This window comes from Micromonospora sp. DT227 (assembly GCF_049841835.1).
Lineage (GTDB): Bacteria > Actinomycetota > Actinomycetes > Mycobacteriales > Micromonosporaceae > Micromonospora.
The window spans coordinates 47,420-63,917 of the sequence record NZ_JBNCLA010000011.1; the positions used below are offsets into that span (position 1 = coordinate 47,420).

At 66.7% G+C, this 16,498-nt stretch carries 11 protein-coding genes and 4 pseudogenes; 7 read left to right on the forward strand and 8 right to left on the reverse strand.

What is annotated here, in order from left to right:
* Positions 1 to 64: 64 nt before the first annotated feature.
* A pseudogene (locus tag ACLQ2W_RS29045) lies at positions 65 to 307 on the forward strand (hypothetical protein); the annotation flags it as partial.
* 192 nt (positions 308 to 499) lie between these two features.
* On the opposite strand, the gene ACLQ2W_RS29050 reads toward ACLQ2W_RS29045, so the two are convergent.
* The 3 genes from ACLQ2W_RS29050 to ACLQ2W_RS29060 all read right to left on the reverse strand — a co-directional run bounded on the left by ACLQ2W_RS29050 (position 500) and on the right by ACLQ2W_RS29060 (position 4,028).
* Positions 500 to 685: a DUF6745 domain-containing protein gene (locus ACLQ2W_RS29050; RefSeq protein ID WP_425790446.1), complete on the reverse strand. Its 186-nt coding sequence runs from the start codon at positions 683 to 685 to the stop codon at positions 500 to 502.
* 99 nt (positions 686 to 784) lie between these two features.
* The gene (locus tag ACLQ2W_RS29055; protein WP_425790613.1) at positions 785 to 1,090 is read right to left on the reverse strand and encodes a transposase; all 306 of its coding nucleotides are present in this window, start codon (positions 1,088 to 1,090) and stop codon (positions 785 to 787) included.
* 226 nt (positions 1,091 to 1,316) lie between these two features.
* The gene (locus ACLQ2W_RS29060; protein ID WP_425790448.1) at positions 1,317 to 4,028 is read right to left on the reverse strand and encodes an NACHT domain-containing protein; all 2,712 of its coding nucleotides are present in this window, start codon (positions 4,026 to 4,028) and stop codon (positions 1,317 to 1,319) included.
* Positions 4,029 to 4,949: 921 nt separating this feature from the next.
* Between ACLQ2W_RS29060 and ACLQ2W_RS29065 the strand changes: the two genes are divergently transcribed.
* Together ACLQ2W_RS29065 and ACLQ2W_RS29070 are read left to right on the forward strand one after the other, a co-directional pair.
* Positions 4,950 to 5,360 carry a hypothetical protein gene (locus ACLQ2W_RS29065; RefSeq protein ID WP_425790450.1) on the forward strand — a complete coding sequence of 137 codons (411 nt, stop codon included), beginning with the start codon at positions 4,950 to 4,952 and terminating at the stop codon, positions 5,358 to 5,360.
* Between the two features lie 575 nt (positions 5,361 to 5,935).
* A pseudogene (locus tag ACLQ2W_RS29070) lies at positions 5,936 to 6,052 on the forward strand (YdeI/OmpD-associated family protein); the annotation flags it as partial.
* A gap of 103 nt (positions 6,053 to 6,155) precedes the next feature.
* On the opposite strand, the gene ACLQ2W_RS29075 reads toward ACLQ2W_RS29070, so the two are convergent.
* The gene (locus ACLQ2W_RS29075; protein ID WP_425790452.1) at positions 6,156 to 7,229 is read right to left on the reverse strand and encodes an alkene reductase; all 1,074 of its coding nucleotides are present in this window, start codon (positions 7,227 to 7,229) and stop codon (positions 6,156 to 6,158) included.
* A 252-nt stretch (positions 7,230 to 7,481) separates the two neighbouring features.
* Here ACLQ2W_RS29075 and ACLQ2W_RS29080 point away from each other — a divergent pair.
* Positions 7,482 to 8,225 (forward strand): annotated as a pseudogene (locus ACLQ2W_RS29080) (oxidoreductase); the annotation flags it as partial.
* A gap of 225 nt (positions 8,226 to 8,450) precedes the next feature.
* On the opposite strand, the gene ACLQ2W_RS29085 reads toward ACLQ2W_RS29080, so the two are convergent.
* The 3 genes from ACLQ2W_RS29085 to ACLQ2W_RS29095 all read right to left on the reverse strand — a co-directional run bounded on the left by ACLQ2W_RS29085 (position 8,451) and on the right by ACLQ2W_RS29095 (position 13,323).
* The gene (locus ACLQ2W_RS29085; RefSeq protein WP_425790454.1) at positions 8,451 to 11,732 is read right to left on the reverse strand and encodes a tetratricopeptide repeat protein; all 3,282 of its coding nucleotides are present in this window, start codon (positions 11,730 to 11,732) and stop codon (positions 8,451 to 8,453) included.
* The gene (locus tag ACLQ2W_RS29090) at positions 11,722 to 12,201 is read right to left on the reverse strand and encodes a hypothetical protein (protein WP_425790456.1); all 480 of its coding nucleotides are present in this window, start codon (positions 12,199 to 12,201) and stop codon (positions 11,722 to 11,724) included. Before ACLQ2W_RS29090 ends, ACLQ2W_RS29085 begins: the two co-directional genes overlap by 11 nt.
* Before the next feature lie 306 nt (positions 12,202 to 12,507).
* Complete coding sequence (locus ACLQ2W_RS29095; RefSeq protein WP_425790458.1) at positions 12,508 to 13,323, reverse strand: hypothetical protein; 816 nt, start codon at positions 13,321 to 13,323, stop codon at positions 12,508 to 12,510.
* A 203-nt stretch (positions 13,324 to 13,526) separates the two neighbouring features.
* Here ACLQ2W_RS29095 and ACLQ2W_RS29100 point away from each other — a divergent pair.
* Positions 13,527 to 13,745: pseudogene (locus ACLQ2W_RS29100) on the forward strand (transposase); the annotation flags it as partial.
* Positions 13,742 to 14,110 (forward strand): SCO4402 family protein, encoded by a 369-nt coding sequence (locus ACLQ2W_RS29105; RefSeq protein WP_425790460.1) that lies wholly within the window; start codon positions 13,742 to 13,744, stop codon positions 14,108 to 14,110. The pseudogene ACLQ2W_RS29100 and the gene ACLQ2W_RS29105, both read left to right, overlap by 4 nt.
* Positions 14,111 to 14,511: 401 nt before the next feature.
* Here ACLQ2W_RS29105 and ACLQ2W_RS29110 read toward each other — a convergent pair whose 3' ends face one another.
* Positions 14,512 to 15,717 carry a hypothetical protein gene (locus tag ACLQ2W_RS29110; protein WP_425790462.1) on the reverse strand — a complete coding sequence of 402 codons (1,206 nt, stop codon included), beginning with the start codon at positions 15,715 to 15,717 and terminating at the stop codon, positions 14,512 to 14,514.
* Between the two features lie 203 nt (positions 15,718 to 15,920).
* Between ACLQ2W_RS29110 and ACLQ2W_RS29115 the strand changes: the two genes are divergently transcribed.
* Complete coding sequence (locus ACLQ2W_RS29115) at positions 15,921 to 16,292, forward strand: hypothetical protein (RefSeq protein WP_425790464.1); 372 nt, start codon at positions 15,921 to 15,923, stop codon at positions 16,290 to 16,292.
* The last annotated feature ends 206 nt before the right edge of the window (positions 16,293 to 16,498 follow it).

Genomic DNA, 16,498 nt, shown 5'->3' on the forward strand with positions numbered 1-16,498 from the left:
CGGCATCTGACAGCTGTGGCCGTCTATCCATCCGTCGCGTCCGCCAGGGGTCAAGCCAAGGGGCTGGACCACCAGCCGACGGCAGAGCTTCGCCAACGACCTGACCCGCCCGCAACTGATCGCCGTGACCGACAACGTCAACCAGTCCAAGGGCGACCAGGACCCGTCGACGTGGCAGCCGCCGCTGTCGTCGTACCGGTGCACCTACAGCAAGATGTGGATCACCGTGAAGTCCAGCTGGGGACTGAGCCTGCAGTCGTCGGAGAAGTCCGCCCTGCAGAGCATGCTGAACACCTGCAGCTCCTAACCTCACCCACCCGCCTCGGAGCCTGACCCCCGCGAGCGCCGACGATCGGCAAGGCCTGAACCGCGAGTTGCCGCCGCGCCAACGCATCCCGCGAAACGGCGGTACCGACGTGCCGGAGGGCGGGTCGCCATACGGGCCCGGCCTCCAGCGTCACTCAATCGGTCGAGCCGCTAATGGCCGCCAGTTGGGCCGTCACCTCGGTGGGGCAGCGGCACCGTTGCGGGCCCACGGGCTGCCGTCGGCCCAGACGACCGCCGGCTCGTCAACGGCGTGCAGCAGGCCGTCGTCGGTGAGCTGCAGGACGGTCGGGCGCTGCGTCATCACGGCCACCGTGGACAGGAGCCACCACGGTCCGGCCGAGACGTCACATCTCGGCACCCTTCCCAATGGGGCCGGGCGTCGTGTCGAGTGCCCGCTGGTAGGTGCGACTCTTGCGCCTTAGAGGGCGTCTGATCTTGGTTGGCGAGGTTGGTCCGATTAGGTGGTTTCGTTTCGCCAGGTTGGGGTGGATTCTCGGGTGAGGTAGCGGCTCATTGTGTTAGCCATGGCCCAATGGATCATTGCCCTCGTGCGTTGAGGGAGAGTCTCGTAGTCGCGGACGAGTCGTCGGTGCTGCATTAGCCAGCCGAAGGTTCGTTCGACGACCCACCGGCGTGGCTGACGTGGAAGCCCTTGCCTGCCCGGGCGGTGCACCACCTCGGCGTCGATGCCCAGCCGGGGCGCCGTGCGCCCGGACCGCGGTGTTGTAGCCGCCGTCGACCCACGCCTTGACCACGCTCGGATGGTCGGCCGAAACGGTGTCGAGCAGGTGTCGGTCGCCGGCGGACCCGCAGATACCGCAGACCCGTCGCCCGCTGATCCGACCGCCGCAACCCCGCGAAGATCCCCGCCGCGAAGTCCTCCAACAGCGCCCGCACCCGAACCAGATCCCGCTCATCCACGCACCGCAGCCAAACACCGCCACGATCCCCGTACAAGCGACACGCCACAACGACTTAACAAAGCACTACTAGGTTTCTCCCGCAATCACACCGACGGTATTCCTTGCCCACCGGTCCACAAAGGCAACCCAATCCTCCGGCCAGATTTGGCTGCCCAAGGCATATCGGAGCTGCGGGCCGCCGGGCCGTCGCGCAGCCAGAGCCACTGCGAAGTATTGATTTGATTTGAGCTTCCACCATCCCACGTCGAGCTCGGCTTCAGTCTCGATGTAAGGGAGCATCAAGACCAACAGGGTCGCGAGGTGGATCCGATTGCTTGTCGCTTCCAGCACCTCTTCTCCGAGTTCCCACGGAGCGCCGTCATCATTGTTCGCAATCGTTCCAACTTCATCCAACCAACGCCTTCTGTCGATCCAGGGGATCGGCATAGAGATTAGTCGGCTTGCAAGAGCACTGGCCGCCGATTCGGCGCTATCGTTGTTGCCGCCCTCGCCAAGGATGACAGCAGCCGGAAGCCTGCCTCTACCCATGAACACGTATGACATGTAAAAGGGCTCCACGCCAAAGCTTTCCAGAACAACAGTCATCGCAGCCGTATCGCCTGCCATGAATTCTATCAACCCGGACCATGGCTCTAGCGCTCGCCACAACGCGAACTTCTCAAAGCAGTCTTCGAGAAGCTGCTCTCTCGCTTGTAGCCAATGGCTTCGCCGCTCGGCTCGCGCTATACTTCCGCCCAATATAGACGTAAGAACGAGATCTGAGGTCGACTCGCTCTCCTTGATATCCTGCGCCAACTGCTCACGGAGTGCGCGGATTATCAATGAGTAGTTACTGTTCAAGCTTGAGTTCATTAGGAAGTCAAGGGGGGAATCGGCGGACATGGACCGCTTGACCGAATCGGCTCCGTTGAAGAAGCGAAAGCGCTGTGACAGGTTGAATGTGCGGACCGACTCGAGCGCTGTGCTGACGATTCGTCCGATCGCCACGGGTGAAAGCGTGACTTGCCCCGTAGCTTCGGCCAGGAAGAGTGTCAGTAATTCTTTCTTGGAGTCTTGGGCGGCGTTATGTTGTTCCAGCGCGGCCTCCACCACCTGATCCGCCCCATCATCAGTGTTCCGATCTAGTAACTGCAGTGCCAGGTGAGCGACCACTGACCATTGCCCTTGGCTGACGCGGGGGGCGAGGTAGGCCCAAATTGCGTTTGGAGTCGGGTTGTGCCGGACAAGATACTCCGCCGCGAAGTACTCCATGAATGTCCGATGCGCAAAGCCGTAAATGCCTTCTGTCTCAGTGGAGCCGACCTCCGTCAACACCCAAGCCCGACCGGCGCAAAACTCCAAAAACTCCTCTGCCAACGCCCGTGCCTCGTCCTCCTCAAAGCGCTTGGCCTTCAGGTATTTAGCAAGGGACCTCGACACGTGATGCCTTGGCAATTCCGAGACATCGAGCTCCGCGAACATTAACCAGGCCAAGGACTGTATGGCTCCTCGAACGCGACCATCGAACTCGGTCGTCGACTGCACGCCGCGAATCCGGTCCCAGCGGTCGAACACCATGACTGCGCACCGCTCGTAAATTTGAGCGCGGTTGCGCGGGAGGTACTGCTCTGATGCGTACATTGCGCAGAGCAGCGAGAGAAGTAGAGGATTCTCGCGAAGGTCAGGGATTCCTTGGCTTTCACTTAGGAAGGCGTTGCTCAATCGATGGCTCTCGGCGGATTCCCCTTCCTGGTCAAGCTGAAACCATTTGCCGGAGTAGTCGATCACTTGGTTTTCGCCGAACGGCTCAATGACGTAGGACTGGAAGAGTGCTGGATCTAACGGAGCTTCAAAGTAGCCCACCTGCCGCGATGTCGCGATGACTGGCGTGAGTGGGTATAGGCGAACGAAGGCCTCTACCAGTTGAACTACGCGACGGCGCAACGCCACGTCAATTAACTCATCGAGCCCATCTAGGATAACAATTCCGCGACCGTTAAGTAGGTGATATTCCACGGTGGCACTGGACATTTCGATGTTGTACGGGTCCCGCGCCACATTGGTTAACTGTTGAACAAGTGTGCGTTCTCCCAGTCGTAATGCCTCCGATAGGTCCCGCAAGACTACGAGATATGGAACTTGTCCACAATCGGTCGATGCGACATCGTGTGCGAGCTTCGAAGCTAGCGTAGATTTTCCAGCACCCGGGTTGCCAAGAATTACCGATCGCTCGCCGATTCTGGTTAGCCGCCCGAAGGCAACATGCTCGCCAGCCTTTTGATTGGAGGATAGACTTGGTGCAACATACAGCTTTTCCCATGAGAATGTGCGACTCATGCCAATGTGTGCGAGCCGGATAGTGGCATGCGCAGCGGCAACCTGCGATCGCAGACGATCTCCCTGCTCGTGGTGGAGTGATAATTCTTCGATGTCCTTTAGTAGCCGACCATTGCGAGCGCCCATAGCGGCCACGTGTGCACGGCTCGCTACCTCTATGACGCTCAGCTGATCAAGACGTTTCAGCTGGGCTAATGCCGATTCGCAGGCGACGACCAGTGCGTCCATGACGACAGACGCAACCCCATAAAGCACGTCCGGCTCTGGTCGCATGGCATGATGCAAGCTTTGTCGGAGCTGCTCGCGCACCTCAGAGATGATCTCACTCTGATAGGACCCCTCGCCTGCCCGGTGGGCCAATAGTAATTGGAGGGTCAAATGCTCGAACTGTGGTGAGCCTATAAAAGCGGCCAATCCGCTGAGCTGTTCCGGTTTCAAACGCTCAAACAGGGAGTCCGCCACCTGTGTCGATACTACTGGATAGGCTGCCCACCGTAGCTTCTCTCGTCGCCTAACCTCGAATGCTTTGCCGGTCAACTTTGTCAGAAGTTGCCCTGCGGCTCGAGCCGTTTGCCCCTCCAACGTCGTAAGCACTCACAGAAGGTATCGGTGCCACTAACTTTGTGTCATCACCCACCTGGCCTCTTCAGGGGGGCTGCCTGGAGGGGTCCACTGGCAGCTTGATACTCCAACGTTAGCTGTCCTCTGAGCTGATCTATAACTCCGAGGGTCCCGTGGCACCCCTGGCGGCTGGAGTACTAGAACTGCGTGCTCTGCTGTGCGAGCAGCTCGGCCAAGCCTGCGTAACGACCTGGCGCACGGGTTGCTCAACGACTCCAAGTCGTGGAGTGCTGCAGCGGTCTACGCGTGGTGGTTGTGCCTGCGACTGGTGGTCGTGCCCTACTACGGCATGCTCATGAACGCGCTGGCGCCGGCCATCGTGGTGCTGACCAGGTGCAGGCAGAGAACGGTTTTGCGGGTGAGACAACGGACGGGGCGCCCGCTCCGCCGCCGGCATCCCACCCGGTGTAGCCGTGTGCGAGTAGCGCGGCCAGGAGCTGCCTGTCCCATGTCCGCTCATCGGCGTTGTGCCATCGGTGTTGCCGTGGGCACTGCCAGTTCGGTACCGGTTTTTCGGGGAGGAAGCACCCGCCGAGCGCAAGCTCGCCTGCGGCTGCGGCCTCCCTGGCTTGCGGCGCCGGGAGGCCGAAGAGCAGAGGGACGCCCGCCGCGTGGCAGTCGGGACAACACGGAATCACCTTTCCACCCGTACCGAGCCCACCTCAATTCGAAGCTAGCAGCGCTCGCTTCCTCTGCCTGCCCTGCGGGTTGTCGTCGATTTCTACGGTGTGGTTGCGGGCGTACGGCAGGGGAGGGACAGCCATGAGCATCTGCGTCGTGTGCCGGGCGGATCAGCGCACGGTGGTGCTCATCAGCTGCTGGGGCGTCCCGCACGGTGCCTCGGGGCATCAGGTCAACTACCGCTGGAGCAGCGTGGTGGCCTGCACGGAGTGTGGTGCTGGACTTCTGGTGCGCTTTGATCACGATTGCTTCCACCCGCCGTGGGAGGAGTCGTGGGACATGGACTGGTCGTGGCCGGTCGACGCCGACGGGGTCCAGCGGCTGATGTCTGCCATCGTCGGGTGCCCGGACCCGCTGCAGCCGTCCTGCGAATGTCCCGCGCACCGCAGGTTGCGGGACACCACCGAGAGACCGCCACCGCGTGACGTCCCGGTGACGGTCGTGTTGACCGAGGACGGGCTGCCGCAGGTCCGGTCGGTACATGATCTATGAAGCTGGCAGGACCGGTTGATAGACGGTCCAGACGTGGCGGCCGTTCAACCTTGGCCCCCGTTTACCCCCCGAAAACCCAGGCCAAATGTTGGCGAAGAGTGACGAGAGTCGGTGAGGCTTTGGGCGACGTCCTTGCAGCTCAATGACCACCTCAGGCAAGTAATGACAAGCCCCGCTTCGGCTACTTTCCGTTACAAGGGTTTTGGCAACCAATGACAAGTCCTGAGAGGACTCGACAAGAGGTCGTTTTGGGTTCAAGTCACTCGTTTCCCTGAGCGCTTGATGCCGGGTAGGCGCCGCGGAAGGCGCGTCGCGACGAGCTTGGCCGCAGCGGACTGCAGCGAGCGAATGCCGCAGCCCAGCTTAGATGGGCCGCCGGGATGCGGTTCAGGTGCTGTGCTGCCGACGTAGCGAGCAATCTCGATGGGTCGTCTTCGAAGGTGGATGAGGCTGGCCACCGCCGTATCTTTGGTCCACACAACCACGAGACTCAGCGGTGGCTGCTCCATGCCCACGGACAAACCACACCGCCACAGCAGGTCAGAACGGATCTCCTGCTGGGAGTACTAGCTTTCCTGCCCGCCGTCAAACGGGCGGAGACCCGCCAGCGGAAGATCGGCGAGTTCGTCGCGATGCTCGCCCGGCAGGAGACGATCCACCCGCAGAAGGCCAGGACCGCCACGTCGCAGTGATCGACCGCCGGCCGGGCCGGGCCGGGCAGGGTGCCTCGGCCACTGCGCGGCGAACCGTCCGGGCTGGCGGTCACCGGCCGGCCCGGGCGGTCCGCCGCCGGGCCTACTGCTCCAGCGTCGGGTAGTCGGTGTAGCCACGCGGGCCCGGCGTGTAGAAGGTGCTCTGGTTCGGCTCGTTCAGCGGCGCGCCGATCTCCCACCGGCGGGGCAGGTCCGGGTTGGCCAGGAAGTTCCGGCCGACCGCGACCAGGTCTCCAAGGCCACCGTCGACGATGCGCTCCGCGTCTGCCCGGGTGGTCACCGAGGCGAAGCCGTCGTTGGCGATGAACGGACCCCCGAACCGGCGCCGCAGGTCGACGATCAGGTCGCTCGTCGGGTCGGCCAGGGCGTGCAGGTAGGCCAGGCCGAGCGGCGCGATTGCGTCGACCAGCGCGCCATAGGTGGCGGCCACGTCGGCCGCGTCCTCCTCCACCACGCCCTGGATGTTGTGCGAGGGCGAGATCCGGATGCCGACCCGGTCGGCGCCGACCGCCTCGACGACGGCCCGGGTCACCTCGATCACCAGCCGGGCGCGGGCCTCCGGGGAGCCGCCGTACCCGTCGGTCCGCAGGTTGCTCGACGGCGCCAGGAACTGGTGCAGCAGGTAGCCGTTGGCGGCGTGCAGCTCCACCCCGTCCAGGCCGGCATCGACGGCGTTGCGCGCCGCCCGGACGAACTCCTCGACGATCCCCGGCAGCTCGTCGCCGCGCAACTCCCGCGGCACCGGGTACGCCTTCATCCCGTTGCGGGTGAAGATCTCGCCCGGGGCGGCGATGGCACTGGGCGCCACCGACTCCAGGCCGTCCTTGTTGTCGGGGTGGCCGATCCGACCCACGTGCATCAGCTGCATGACGATCTTTCCGCCGCCCGCGTGCACGGCGTCGGCGACGGCCCGCCAGCCCTCGACCTGCTTGGCAGAGTGGATGCCCGGCGTGTTCGCGTAGCCCTGGCCAACGGCACTGGGCTGGGTGCCCTCGGTGATGATCAGGCCGGCCGAGGCGCGTTGGCTGTAGTAGGTCGCGGAGATCTCCTGCGGCACCTGACCCTCGCCCGCGCGGTTGCGCGTCAACGGTGCCATCACGATCCGGTTGGTCAGTTCCAGCTTGCCCAGGCTGAACGGGCTGAACAGGGCTGTCATCGTGTCTCCGCTTCGTCGTCGAACGGACGTCTCGCGTACGCTGGCGTCCCGGCATTGATCAACTGGATAGCTCGGCCGACGATTCCCGGACGCGCCGTGACGCACGTCTCGGACCCTGGCCCCGTCGGTCCCAGGATGGGTGGGACCTGGTTGCGCAGGCCCGAGGCGGGCACCGTACGAGGTGCCGGCGGGCGCTCCGGCCGGCGGAGGAAGAACCATGATCGGCGACAAGCTGCCGGTGGCACCTACCGGATGGGTGACCTCGCCGTCACCCGGTTCGGCTACGGCGCCATGCAACTGGCCGGCCCTGGCGTCTTCGGGCCACCCAAGGACCGGGCCACGCCGTCGAGTGCTGCGCACGGCCGGCGAGTTGGGTATCCGGCACATCGACACGTCGAACTACTACGGCCTGTACGTCACCAACGAGATCATCCGGGAGGCGCTCGCGCCGTACCCCGACGACCTGCACATCGTCACCAAGGCCGGTGCCCGCCGTGCTGAGGAGGGCGGCTGGCCGCCAGCGCGGACGCCGGCCGAGCTCACCCAGCAGTGCACGACAACCTGCGCCGCCTCGGCCTGGACGCGCTCGACGTGGTCAACCTGCGGGTCGGAGGCATGAACTCGCCCGAGCCGGGCTCGATCGCCGAGCAGCTCGGCACGCTCGCCGAGCTGCGCGAGCGGGGCCTGATCCGGCACCTGGGGCTGAGCACGGTCACCGCCGAGCAGCTCGCCGAGGCGCAGTCGATCGCCCCGGTGGTGTGCGTGCAGAACTTCTACAACCTGGCCAACCGGCACGACGACGAACTGGTCGACGGCACCGCCCGGCAGGGCGTCGCCTTCGTGCCGTACTTCCCGCTGGGCGGCCTCTCCCGCTTGCAGTCGGACGTCCTGGAACGGGTCGCGGAGGGCCTCGGGAGCACGCCGATGTCCGTCGCGCTGGCGTGGCTGCTGCACCGCTCGCCGAGCGTCCTGCTCATCCCCGGCACGTCCTCGGTCGGGGCCTGGTGCGCCTCGCCGTGGGCACTGACCCCGACGCCCTGGTCAGTGGCCGTTACGCCAGCGAACGCGACTGGCGCCGGCGCGCTCGCGCATCGAGCGGTTGGCGGACGAGTTGCTCGACCGTTGCGGCGCGCTCACCGGCGTCGAGCTGACCGGGGGCCGTCCGCCGCGTTGCCGGCGGATGACGGAGGTCTGCGCGGCGGACGGTGGTGTGCGGGGAGGTCATCCGGGCCGGGCTCCGCTCCTCGCCCGGGCGTACGCCATCAGCGCCATCGAGAACCGGCGGTCCCGCTGGATCGCCGGATCCGTGCGGGCCAACTCCCGGTAGATGCCGACCGACTCCTCGGCCGGAGCCAGGGCCTCCGTGCGCCGTCCCAGCTCGGTCAGCCGGAGACTGAGGTTGCACAGCGCCTGCGCGGTGGCGGGCAGATAGACGGCCGGGTCGGCTTCGGCCAGGTGCCGGTACAGGTCCGCGGCTTCCCGGCAGGCGGCGAGAGCGTCTTCGTGCCGGTCCACCATCGACAGGTAGACACCCATGTTGTTCAGTGACTGCGCCAGTTCGGGCAGGTACGCGTTGGGAGGTGCGCCGGCCAGCTGTCGGGTGACGGCCACGGCTTCCTCGGCGAACCCGATGGCCTCCTCGCCGCGCCCCACCAGGGCCAGGAAGCCGGCGAGATTGTTCAGCGACTGGGCCAGGTCGGGCAGGTGGCTGGCGGGCTCGGCCCGGACCAGTTGCCGGGCGATGGACACGGCTTCCTCGGCGCAGGCCAGGGCCCGCTCCGGCTGGCCCAGCCTGTCCCACACCAGGCCGAGGTTGTGCAACGCCCTGCCGAGGTCGCCCCGGTGCGCGGTGGGGTTGGCCGCGGCGAGCCGTCGGTGCGCGTCCATGGCTTCCTGGAGGTGGACGAGCGCCTGTTCCTGCCGACCCAGCTCCGTCTGCGCCAGGCCGAGGTTGCCCACCTGCCTCGCGAAGTGCCCCAGGTAGGCGGTGGCCCCGGCCTCGACCAGCCGTCGGCCGATGGCCGCGGCTTCCCCGAAGAGCGCGAGGGCCTCCGTCCACCGACCCGACCCGGCCTGCACCTGACCGAGGGCGTTCAACGACCTGGCCAGTTCGGGCAGGTACGCGGCGGGGTTGGTGTCGGCCAGTTGTCGGAGCACCTCCGCGGCTTCCTGGCTGGGGGCGAGGGCCTCCATCGGCCGGCCCAGTTCGACCAGGGTGTTGCCGAGCGCGGTCAACGACCTGGCGAGTTCGGGCAGGTATGCGGTCGGGTTGGTGTCGGCCAGTTGTCGGAACGTGTCCGCGGCCTCCTGGCTGTGGGCGAGGGCCTCCTCGGGCCGGTGCAGGTGGACCAGGCTGTTCCCGAGGTTCTGCAGCGATCTTGCGAGTTCGGGCCCGTGGGCGGCGCGGTCGGTGTCGGTCAGACGGCGGCCGATGGTCACGGCCTCCTCGGCGAGTACGAGTGTCTCCGCGTGGCGGCCCAGCTCCGCCAGGAGCTTGATGGCGTTGTTCAGCAGCCCGGGGAGGTCGGGTAGGTAGCCGGTCGGGTCGATGTCGGCCAACAGGCGGCCGATGGTCACCGCCTCCTGGGCGTGGTCTAGGGCCTCGTCCCACCGGCCCAGGCTGCCCTGCACCGTGCCGAGGTTGTGCAGGGTTCTGGACAGGTGCGACAGGTAGGTGGCGGGATCGGTCCGGGCCAGCCGGCGATATGTGTCCGCGGCTTCCTGGCTGTGGGCGAGGGCCTCTTCCGGCCGGCCCAGTTCGGACAGCACCTGCCCGAGGTTGTGCAGCGATCGCGCCAGGGCGGGCAGGTGGGTGGCGGGGTCGGCGTCGGCCAGTCGACGGCGGATCGCCACGGCTTCCCCGACGGGTGCCAGGGCCTCGGCGTAGCGGCCGGCGTTGGCCAGTCGCCAGGCGCGGGTGGCGTGCAGGCGGGCCTGTTCCGCCGGATCGTCGGACTTGGTGAGCCGGCGCGTGGTGAGGATGTCGACGATCGCGGCGGCGCCGACGTCGAGGTCGACGTGTCGGTCGCCGGGCAGCAGCGCCTCGACCGCTTCCAGCGCGGTGACGTCGACGTCGGTCATGCCGGCCAGGGCGCTGAGGGTGGCGCTGCCGGCGATGATCGCGAGCTGTGGCCGGTTGCGCAGGAGTGGGTAGAGGTGGGCGGGCCCGAGGTGGGGCCAGCGGGCCGCGGCGGCGGTCAGGAAGGTGACGGCCCGCGCGGCATACGTCGCCGCTGTCGCCGGCGGCGGGGAGTGCCCCGACGCCGGCGACGGTTGCTCGTGCAGCAGTTCGTCCAGCCGGGTGGGGGCCCACGGGTCGGCCGGGTGATCGGAGCCGGGCAGGGTGTGCGCGATGAAGTCCTCGGCCAGCCGGTCCGGGTACAGCGGTTCGAGCACGGTGGCCCGACGGGGGTCGGCGGCCGGGTAGCAGCGGCTGTGGTCGCTGATGATCCGTTCGGCGGGCAGGTCCCGCTCGACCCGGCGCAGCAGCCCGGCGGCCTCGGGGTGCGGGAGTGGGCCGGCGAGGGCGGCGGTGAAGACGGTACGGGCCATGACATCGTCGGGTGTGCCGTGGTTCAGCCCGCGGGCGCGGCCCTCGTACAGATGGGTCCAGTGTTGACGTTCGCGGTCGAGCAGGTAGCGGGTCAGCAACTCGACCTGGGTGGGCGGTTGGGCGCCGGTCGCGCGGGTGTCGACGGCGACCAGCGCGGCGACGTGCACGGTGAGGGTGAGCCCGAACTCCGGATCACCCAGGTCGAGGAGTGGGGGGACGGCGTCGGGACCGGAGAGTCCGTAGACGGCGGCGAAGCTGTCGTGGGCGGCGGTGAACATGGCCCGCCGAGCGTCCTCGTCGTCGGGAAGCGGACCCAGGTAGTGCTCGGACGTGCCGGCCCGGACGCGGGGATCGTCCAGGTTGGCGCGCAGTGCCGGCCACGTGGACGCGCTGCGTGCGACCATCAACACCCGTGCTGGTTTGTCGGCCCGATGGAGCAGGGCGTTGCGCAGCAGCCAGAGCAGGCTGGACAGCGGGTACCGGTCGGCGTAGTCGACGATCAGCAGCACTCCCCGGTGGCGGTCCGGCCGCAGGTCCTCGCTGCCCAGCAGGGCGCTGGGCGTGCCCACGTGGGGCACCGCCGTGACGACCTTCCAGCCCTCGTCGGCGGCCTGGGCGGCGAGGTGGGCGGCCAGCCGGGTCTTGCCCCGACCGCCCGGGGCGTGCAGCCAGCGCACCGCCAGTCGCGGCCCGGTCTCCCGCCAGGTGCGCAGCTCGTCCCGTTCGGGCTCGCGGCCGGTGAACGGGACCACGCGGGCGTGCGCGTTGAGCATCCGGGAGGGCATCTCGCGCAGCCAGCTCCAGTCCGGCGGGTCGGGCCGGCGGTGCTCCTCCAACAGATACAGCGGCGTCCCGTCACCGAAGACGTGCAGGTCGGCGCCGATCACCCCGTACGCGGTGCCGGCGACGGCGGAAACCTGCTGCTGGACGAGGAGGGGGTCAACGGTCATCGGGCTGACCCGGGTCGGGTACCGGGCCGCTCGGGTCAGCTTCCGGCGGGGTGGGGTGGTTGACGATGCTGCCGAACATCACTCCCTGAGCGGTCGCGCCGGAGGCGGTCGCGGTGATGTGCTGGATCCACTGCTGCTGCGCGGTGGGTAGCCGGGTCACCAACTCGTCACGCAGGTCACGCACGCCGTCGGCGGTGACCGGGTCTTCCTCGACCAGGTCTGACAGCCGCGTCTGCCAGGCCGGCAACAGCCGTGCGCGTACCTGGTCACGCTGGGCGGGAGGGGCTTGTTCCACCTCCGCGGCCAGGGCGTCCAGCCGCCGGACCGCGGCGGTCTCCCGTCGCGGGTCACCGCGGCCGAGGAGCCGGGCGAACCCGGAGCGTGCCCCCTGCCACACGTCCGTCGCGGCCGCCTGCACCAAGACCGCCGCCGCGGACGCGCCCAACCCCGCCAGCCAACCGAGATCCACGTTCTCCTCCTCATCCGAAGGAATCGAGGCGTTTCCACGCTAGCAAGCCGGCGCGACGCGGGGTCCGGGCTCGGGCTCCGGGATGAGTCGGGAATCGGTCGGCGCGCTATGCCGGCTGCCGAGGCCGGAAACCCCCAGCCGATCGGCTGGGGTTTCCGGCACGTGCGGGCTCGCTCGACGGACGGGTAACCGCCCTCGCCGAGGAGATCACTACCCTCGACCGGCGGCTGGCACCGCTGGTCCGCCAGACTGCACCCCGCCGCAGCGCCCTATTCGGCGTCGGCGCAGGTTCGACAGGACAGTTGGCTAGCGAGCCCTGTCGTGGCCGCCCTTCTTGTTATGTAGGTATGCGTCCGACTCGGCGAGAAATTGTTCGTAGCTCGCCCGCGCCACCCGTTCGGTATTAATTCGGCTCGCGACGGATCCGCCACCACCCACGCAGTCGTCAAGAAAGCGCGCTAACTGTTCGATGGCTTCGAGGAGCATTCGGATGCGATAGAGTTTCTCGCCCCGCCCAGTCTCAAGGTAAACCTGGATCAAGGGGTCGAACCAAACCCGGGTACTCGGCTTGGACAGCAGGTCGCAGAACTCTCGATAGCTCCGCAGTCGTTGCTCCTCGCGATGCCAAAGATCGTGACCGATGCTGTTCTGCAACACGTATGGAACTCCGCGGCCCTTGAGGAATCCGATCTGGACTCGCAGCAGCAGTTCCGCGAGTCTTGTGTCCCCCGACGCGGTTAAGCGCAGGTGCGGCACGTTGTCCCGAACTCTTCCCGTATGCACGAAAAGACACGCACCTAAGTAGACGGCTGAAATCAGGCGTGCGCCTTCGCCCGTAAACCAGCTTGCAGTCTTGCTGGAAACCTCCTCCGGTAAGGTCACGACGTCCAACTCGGTGAACCGGCCGTCTGCCGCCTCGACGCGTTCTAACGTGTCGGCCAAACGGAAGTGGTTCTCGACAAGATGGAAGCGCAACGGATTTAGGTACGTCTCACGGAGCAACCGGAGCTCGGCGTCCAAGGCGCTCCGTCGTTGTTGGCGAGCAGCCAGGTACGCCGACAAGATCGCGACGGCTAACGATGCGGCAGCGCCAACCGTTGCAGGGACGATGACGTTCATCATGCGTCCTCCCTATGCCCATCGGCCGCCGCGTCTACTCGGCAGCAGCGACGATGACGTTCATCATGCGTCCTCCCTATGCCCATCGGCCGCCGCGTCTACTCGGCAGCAGCGACGACGCTATCGGCCAGACGCAACCGCAGTCGGCGCACCACAGGGCCCCGCTTCTCCTCCCACCCACCGGCAGCGAGGGAAGCGACCATGGCAGGCTGAGGCGGGAAGCAGGCATCAAACGATGTTGCCGCACCGACGTCGTCGGTGTGTTCCCCAACCCCGAAGCTCTGCTCCGCCTCGCCGGCGCCGTGCTGGTCGAAGCCCACGACGAATGGCAGACCGGCGACCGCCATTACCTCGCCGAAGGCACCATGGCACTGATCACCACACCCACACCCACCGTCGCGACAACCGAACTGGCAGCCGCATGACCACCATCGCCTGGCCCGACCGCAGGGCCGACATCATCACAGCCCTGTCCATCCTCGCGACCCTCCGCCCGCACATCCCGACGCCGTGGCCCGGCCTGAACGAAGCCGTGCACTGGCTCATCGACGACACCTTCTGGGACCAGCGCTCACCCAGAAGTGATATCGGCACCATCGTCGGCGACGCCAAGGAGGCCGACGCGATCACCGCAACACTCAAACCCCTGTCCGCCATCCTCGACGAACTCGGACCCACCGCAGCCGACGACGACTACCTCACCCACCCCCGATGGCACGAGGTCACCCACGCCGCAGCCGACGCTCATCAACTCATGGCTGGCCAAACGCCAGCTCGACCCGAACATTGAACAAGGAGCAGAGACTCACGCTCTACACCACGCCACGGGACGTGACGCCATGGCCCCCCGAAAACCCAAGCCAGATGTCGACGAAGAGTGACAAGGAACGGCGAACGGCTAGTGACGTCGTTGCAGCTCAGCGAACACATCAGGCAAGTGATGACAAGGCCGCTCCGGCTACTTTCCGTTACAAGGGGTTTTGACAACCAATGACAAGTCCTGAGGGGACTCGACAAGAGGTTGTTGTGGGTTCAAGTATCCTCGGTCCCAGGCGGGGTGGCACTGGCAAGTGCCGCGTTGCCACGTTAGTCGATACGCGTAGGGGGAGTGAATGCAGCGAGCGTGCCCCTTGAATACCTTGGCGGGCCCCCAGCGGCGACCCCGAAAGGCCTACTAGCTGCCGGGGGACCTCAGGGCCTGGCAACCCCTCGATCCAGGTGGGCACCGGACCGTTCCCGGTCGAGTTCATCTCGGCGGTAGTAGGTGGGGGAGTGGCTGCACAGTTGGCAAGCGAGGACCAGTGGCTGATCGATCCGCCCGGGCGGCTTCTCGCCGCAGCACAGGGGCAGGCTTTCGATCTCGGGCGCTTTCGCCTGCGCGACGACTGCGTCGTATCGCCGCTCGCAGGCTCGTTCTGCAGGCCCGTCGCGGTGCGGGGCGCTTCCGGTCTCGGCCAGGTCGAGGGTTGCGCCGCGTTCGGCCGTGACGGTGGCGTGGGCGTCGGCGGGGATCCAACTGACGCGGTCGCGGTGCCGATACGGCAACCAGGTCCCGTAAAGGATGCCCTCCAGGAGATGGTCCAGGTGAGGGCGTGGGCCGCAGGGGAACATGGCGGTTGTGGCGGCCTTCTGCCGGCTGTAGCTGTGCGGGTTCAACGTCGGGTACAGGTGCAAGCGGCCACACGGCCGGGCCGTGCGGGTGACCGGGCAGCGAGTGGTCCCGGTCCAGAGGTCCGCCCAGCCGCACCGGTGCGGTTCGAACGTGATGGCGCCGGCGCCGATCTCCAGGCGGGTCTCGGATAGGTACATGCGGTGGTCGTCGAGGGCTGGCACGGACAGGTGCGGCACCGGGTGCAGGAAAGCGATGTCGCCGGCGCCGCGGTCGGTGGTCCACACCACCCGGTCGCCGGCCTTGCGGAGCGCTCGCTGCCGCGCTCGGATGGTGCGGGGGGTCTCTTTGGAGTGCTGGATCTCCCCGGCCACGGTCAGGACCGGACCGATGGCCAGGACGTCCGGGCGGCGGCGGGCGCGTGGCCGCCAGACCTCGACCTCGACGGTGCCGCCGACGGACTCCCATGTGCGGGCCTTGCGCTCCTTCAGCGCCTTGTGGGTGTCGGTCTCGGGCTTGTGCTCAGCGTGGGGTGAGCGGCCGTTCTCGTGGCGGAACATCGGCCCGTGCTGTCCTTCGACGAAGGTCAGCCAGACCGGTGCGCGAGGGAGCCCTCTTTGGGCCTGATGGCGCATGCAGAGCAGGCAGAGCAGCTTTTGGCCGCCTGCGCCGTGGGGGCGGTCGTTGGCGAGCCGTTCGCGCAAACCGGGTTGATCGGGGTGTCCCCAGAGCGCGAGCCGCGGCTGCAACTCGACCATGGCCGGCACGTAGAACACACCGTCGTTCAAGGCAAGTGGGTCGAGTTGCTCCCAGACTGGTCGGGTCACGCGTCCCCCGGACGGTAGTCCTACCAAGCAGCCGTTCGAGTCGCTGAGTTACGGATTGCATACTCAAGGTATCGGTCCGCGGCTATCTTCGACAGCGAAGTGAGGGAGCGGCTGTTCGGGCTACAGACGAGCCGGTTGGTACTGTGCCGACGGAGGCTCCCGCTATGTCGACCGATGATTCACCGCAAGAAGCGACCGAAGCTGCCGTCGCCGAGCTGCTGCGTTTAACCTTCCTGTGGATCCGCGCAATGTCTGCGCAGCCGACCGAGGGCCAATCAACGGAAGAGCTCATCAAGCTCCACGATCAGATCCATGATTTAGCGGACATCTGCCACAACTTGCCGGCTCTGCTCATGCCGAGCAGGCGGCACAATCTTATGGCAGGGCTTCGCTACCAGTGGGGCGTATCCGCGCAACGCGAGCGTGACTGGATGACCGCCTGCTGGGATCGTGTCGGTTATGACTACGCCTGGCTAAGTGATCTGGAAGCGGAACAGCCGGCCGCCCGCACCGACAACGGCGCCGCCGGCGAGTAGGGCCCTGAGTCCTACGATACGGGGATGGCCTCCGGTGGCCAGGGCTACTCGCCCCGGGACTCTCGGCAACTCTTGGGATGCCCCGGCCAGTCCGGTGCCCCCCGTTCCGCCGCTCGCCGCACCGGATGGCCGTCGATCAGCCTTCCAGGAGTGCCCTGCCACGAACCGTCGGATTGATGTCGTTTGACGGGCAATGCATCGGCTTT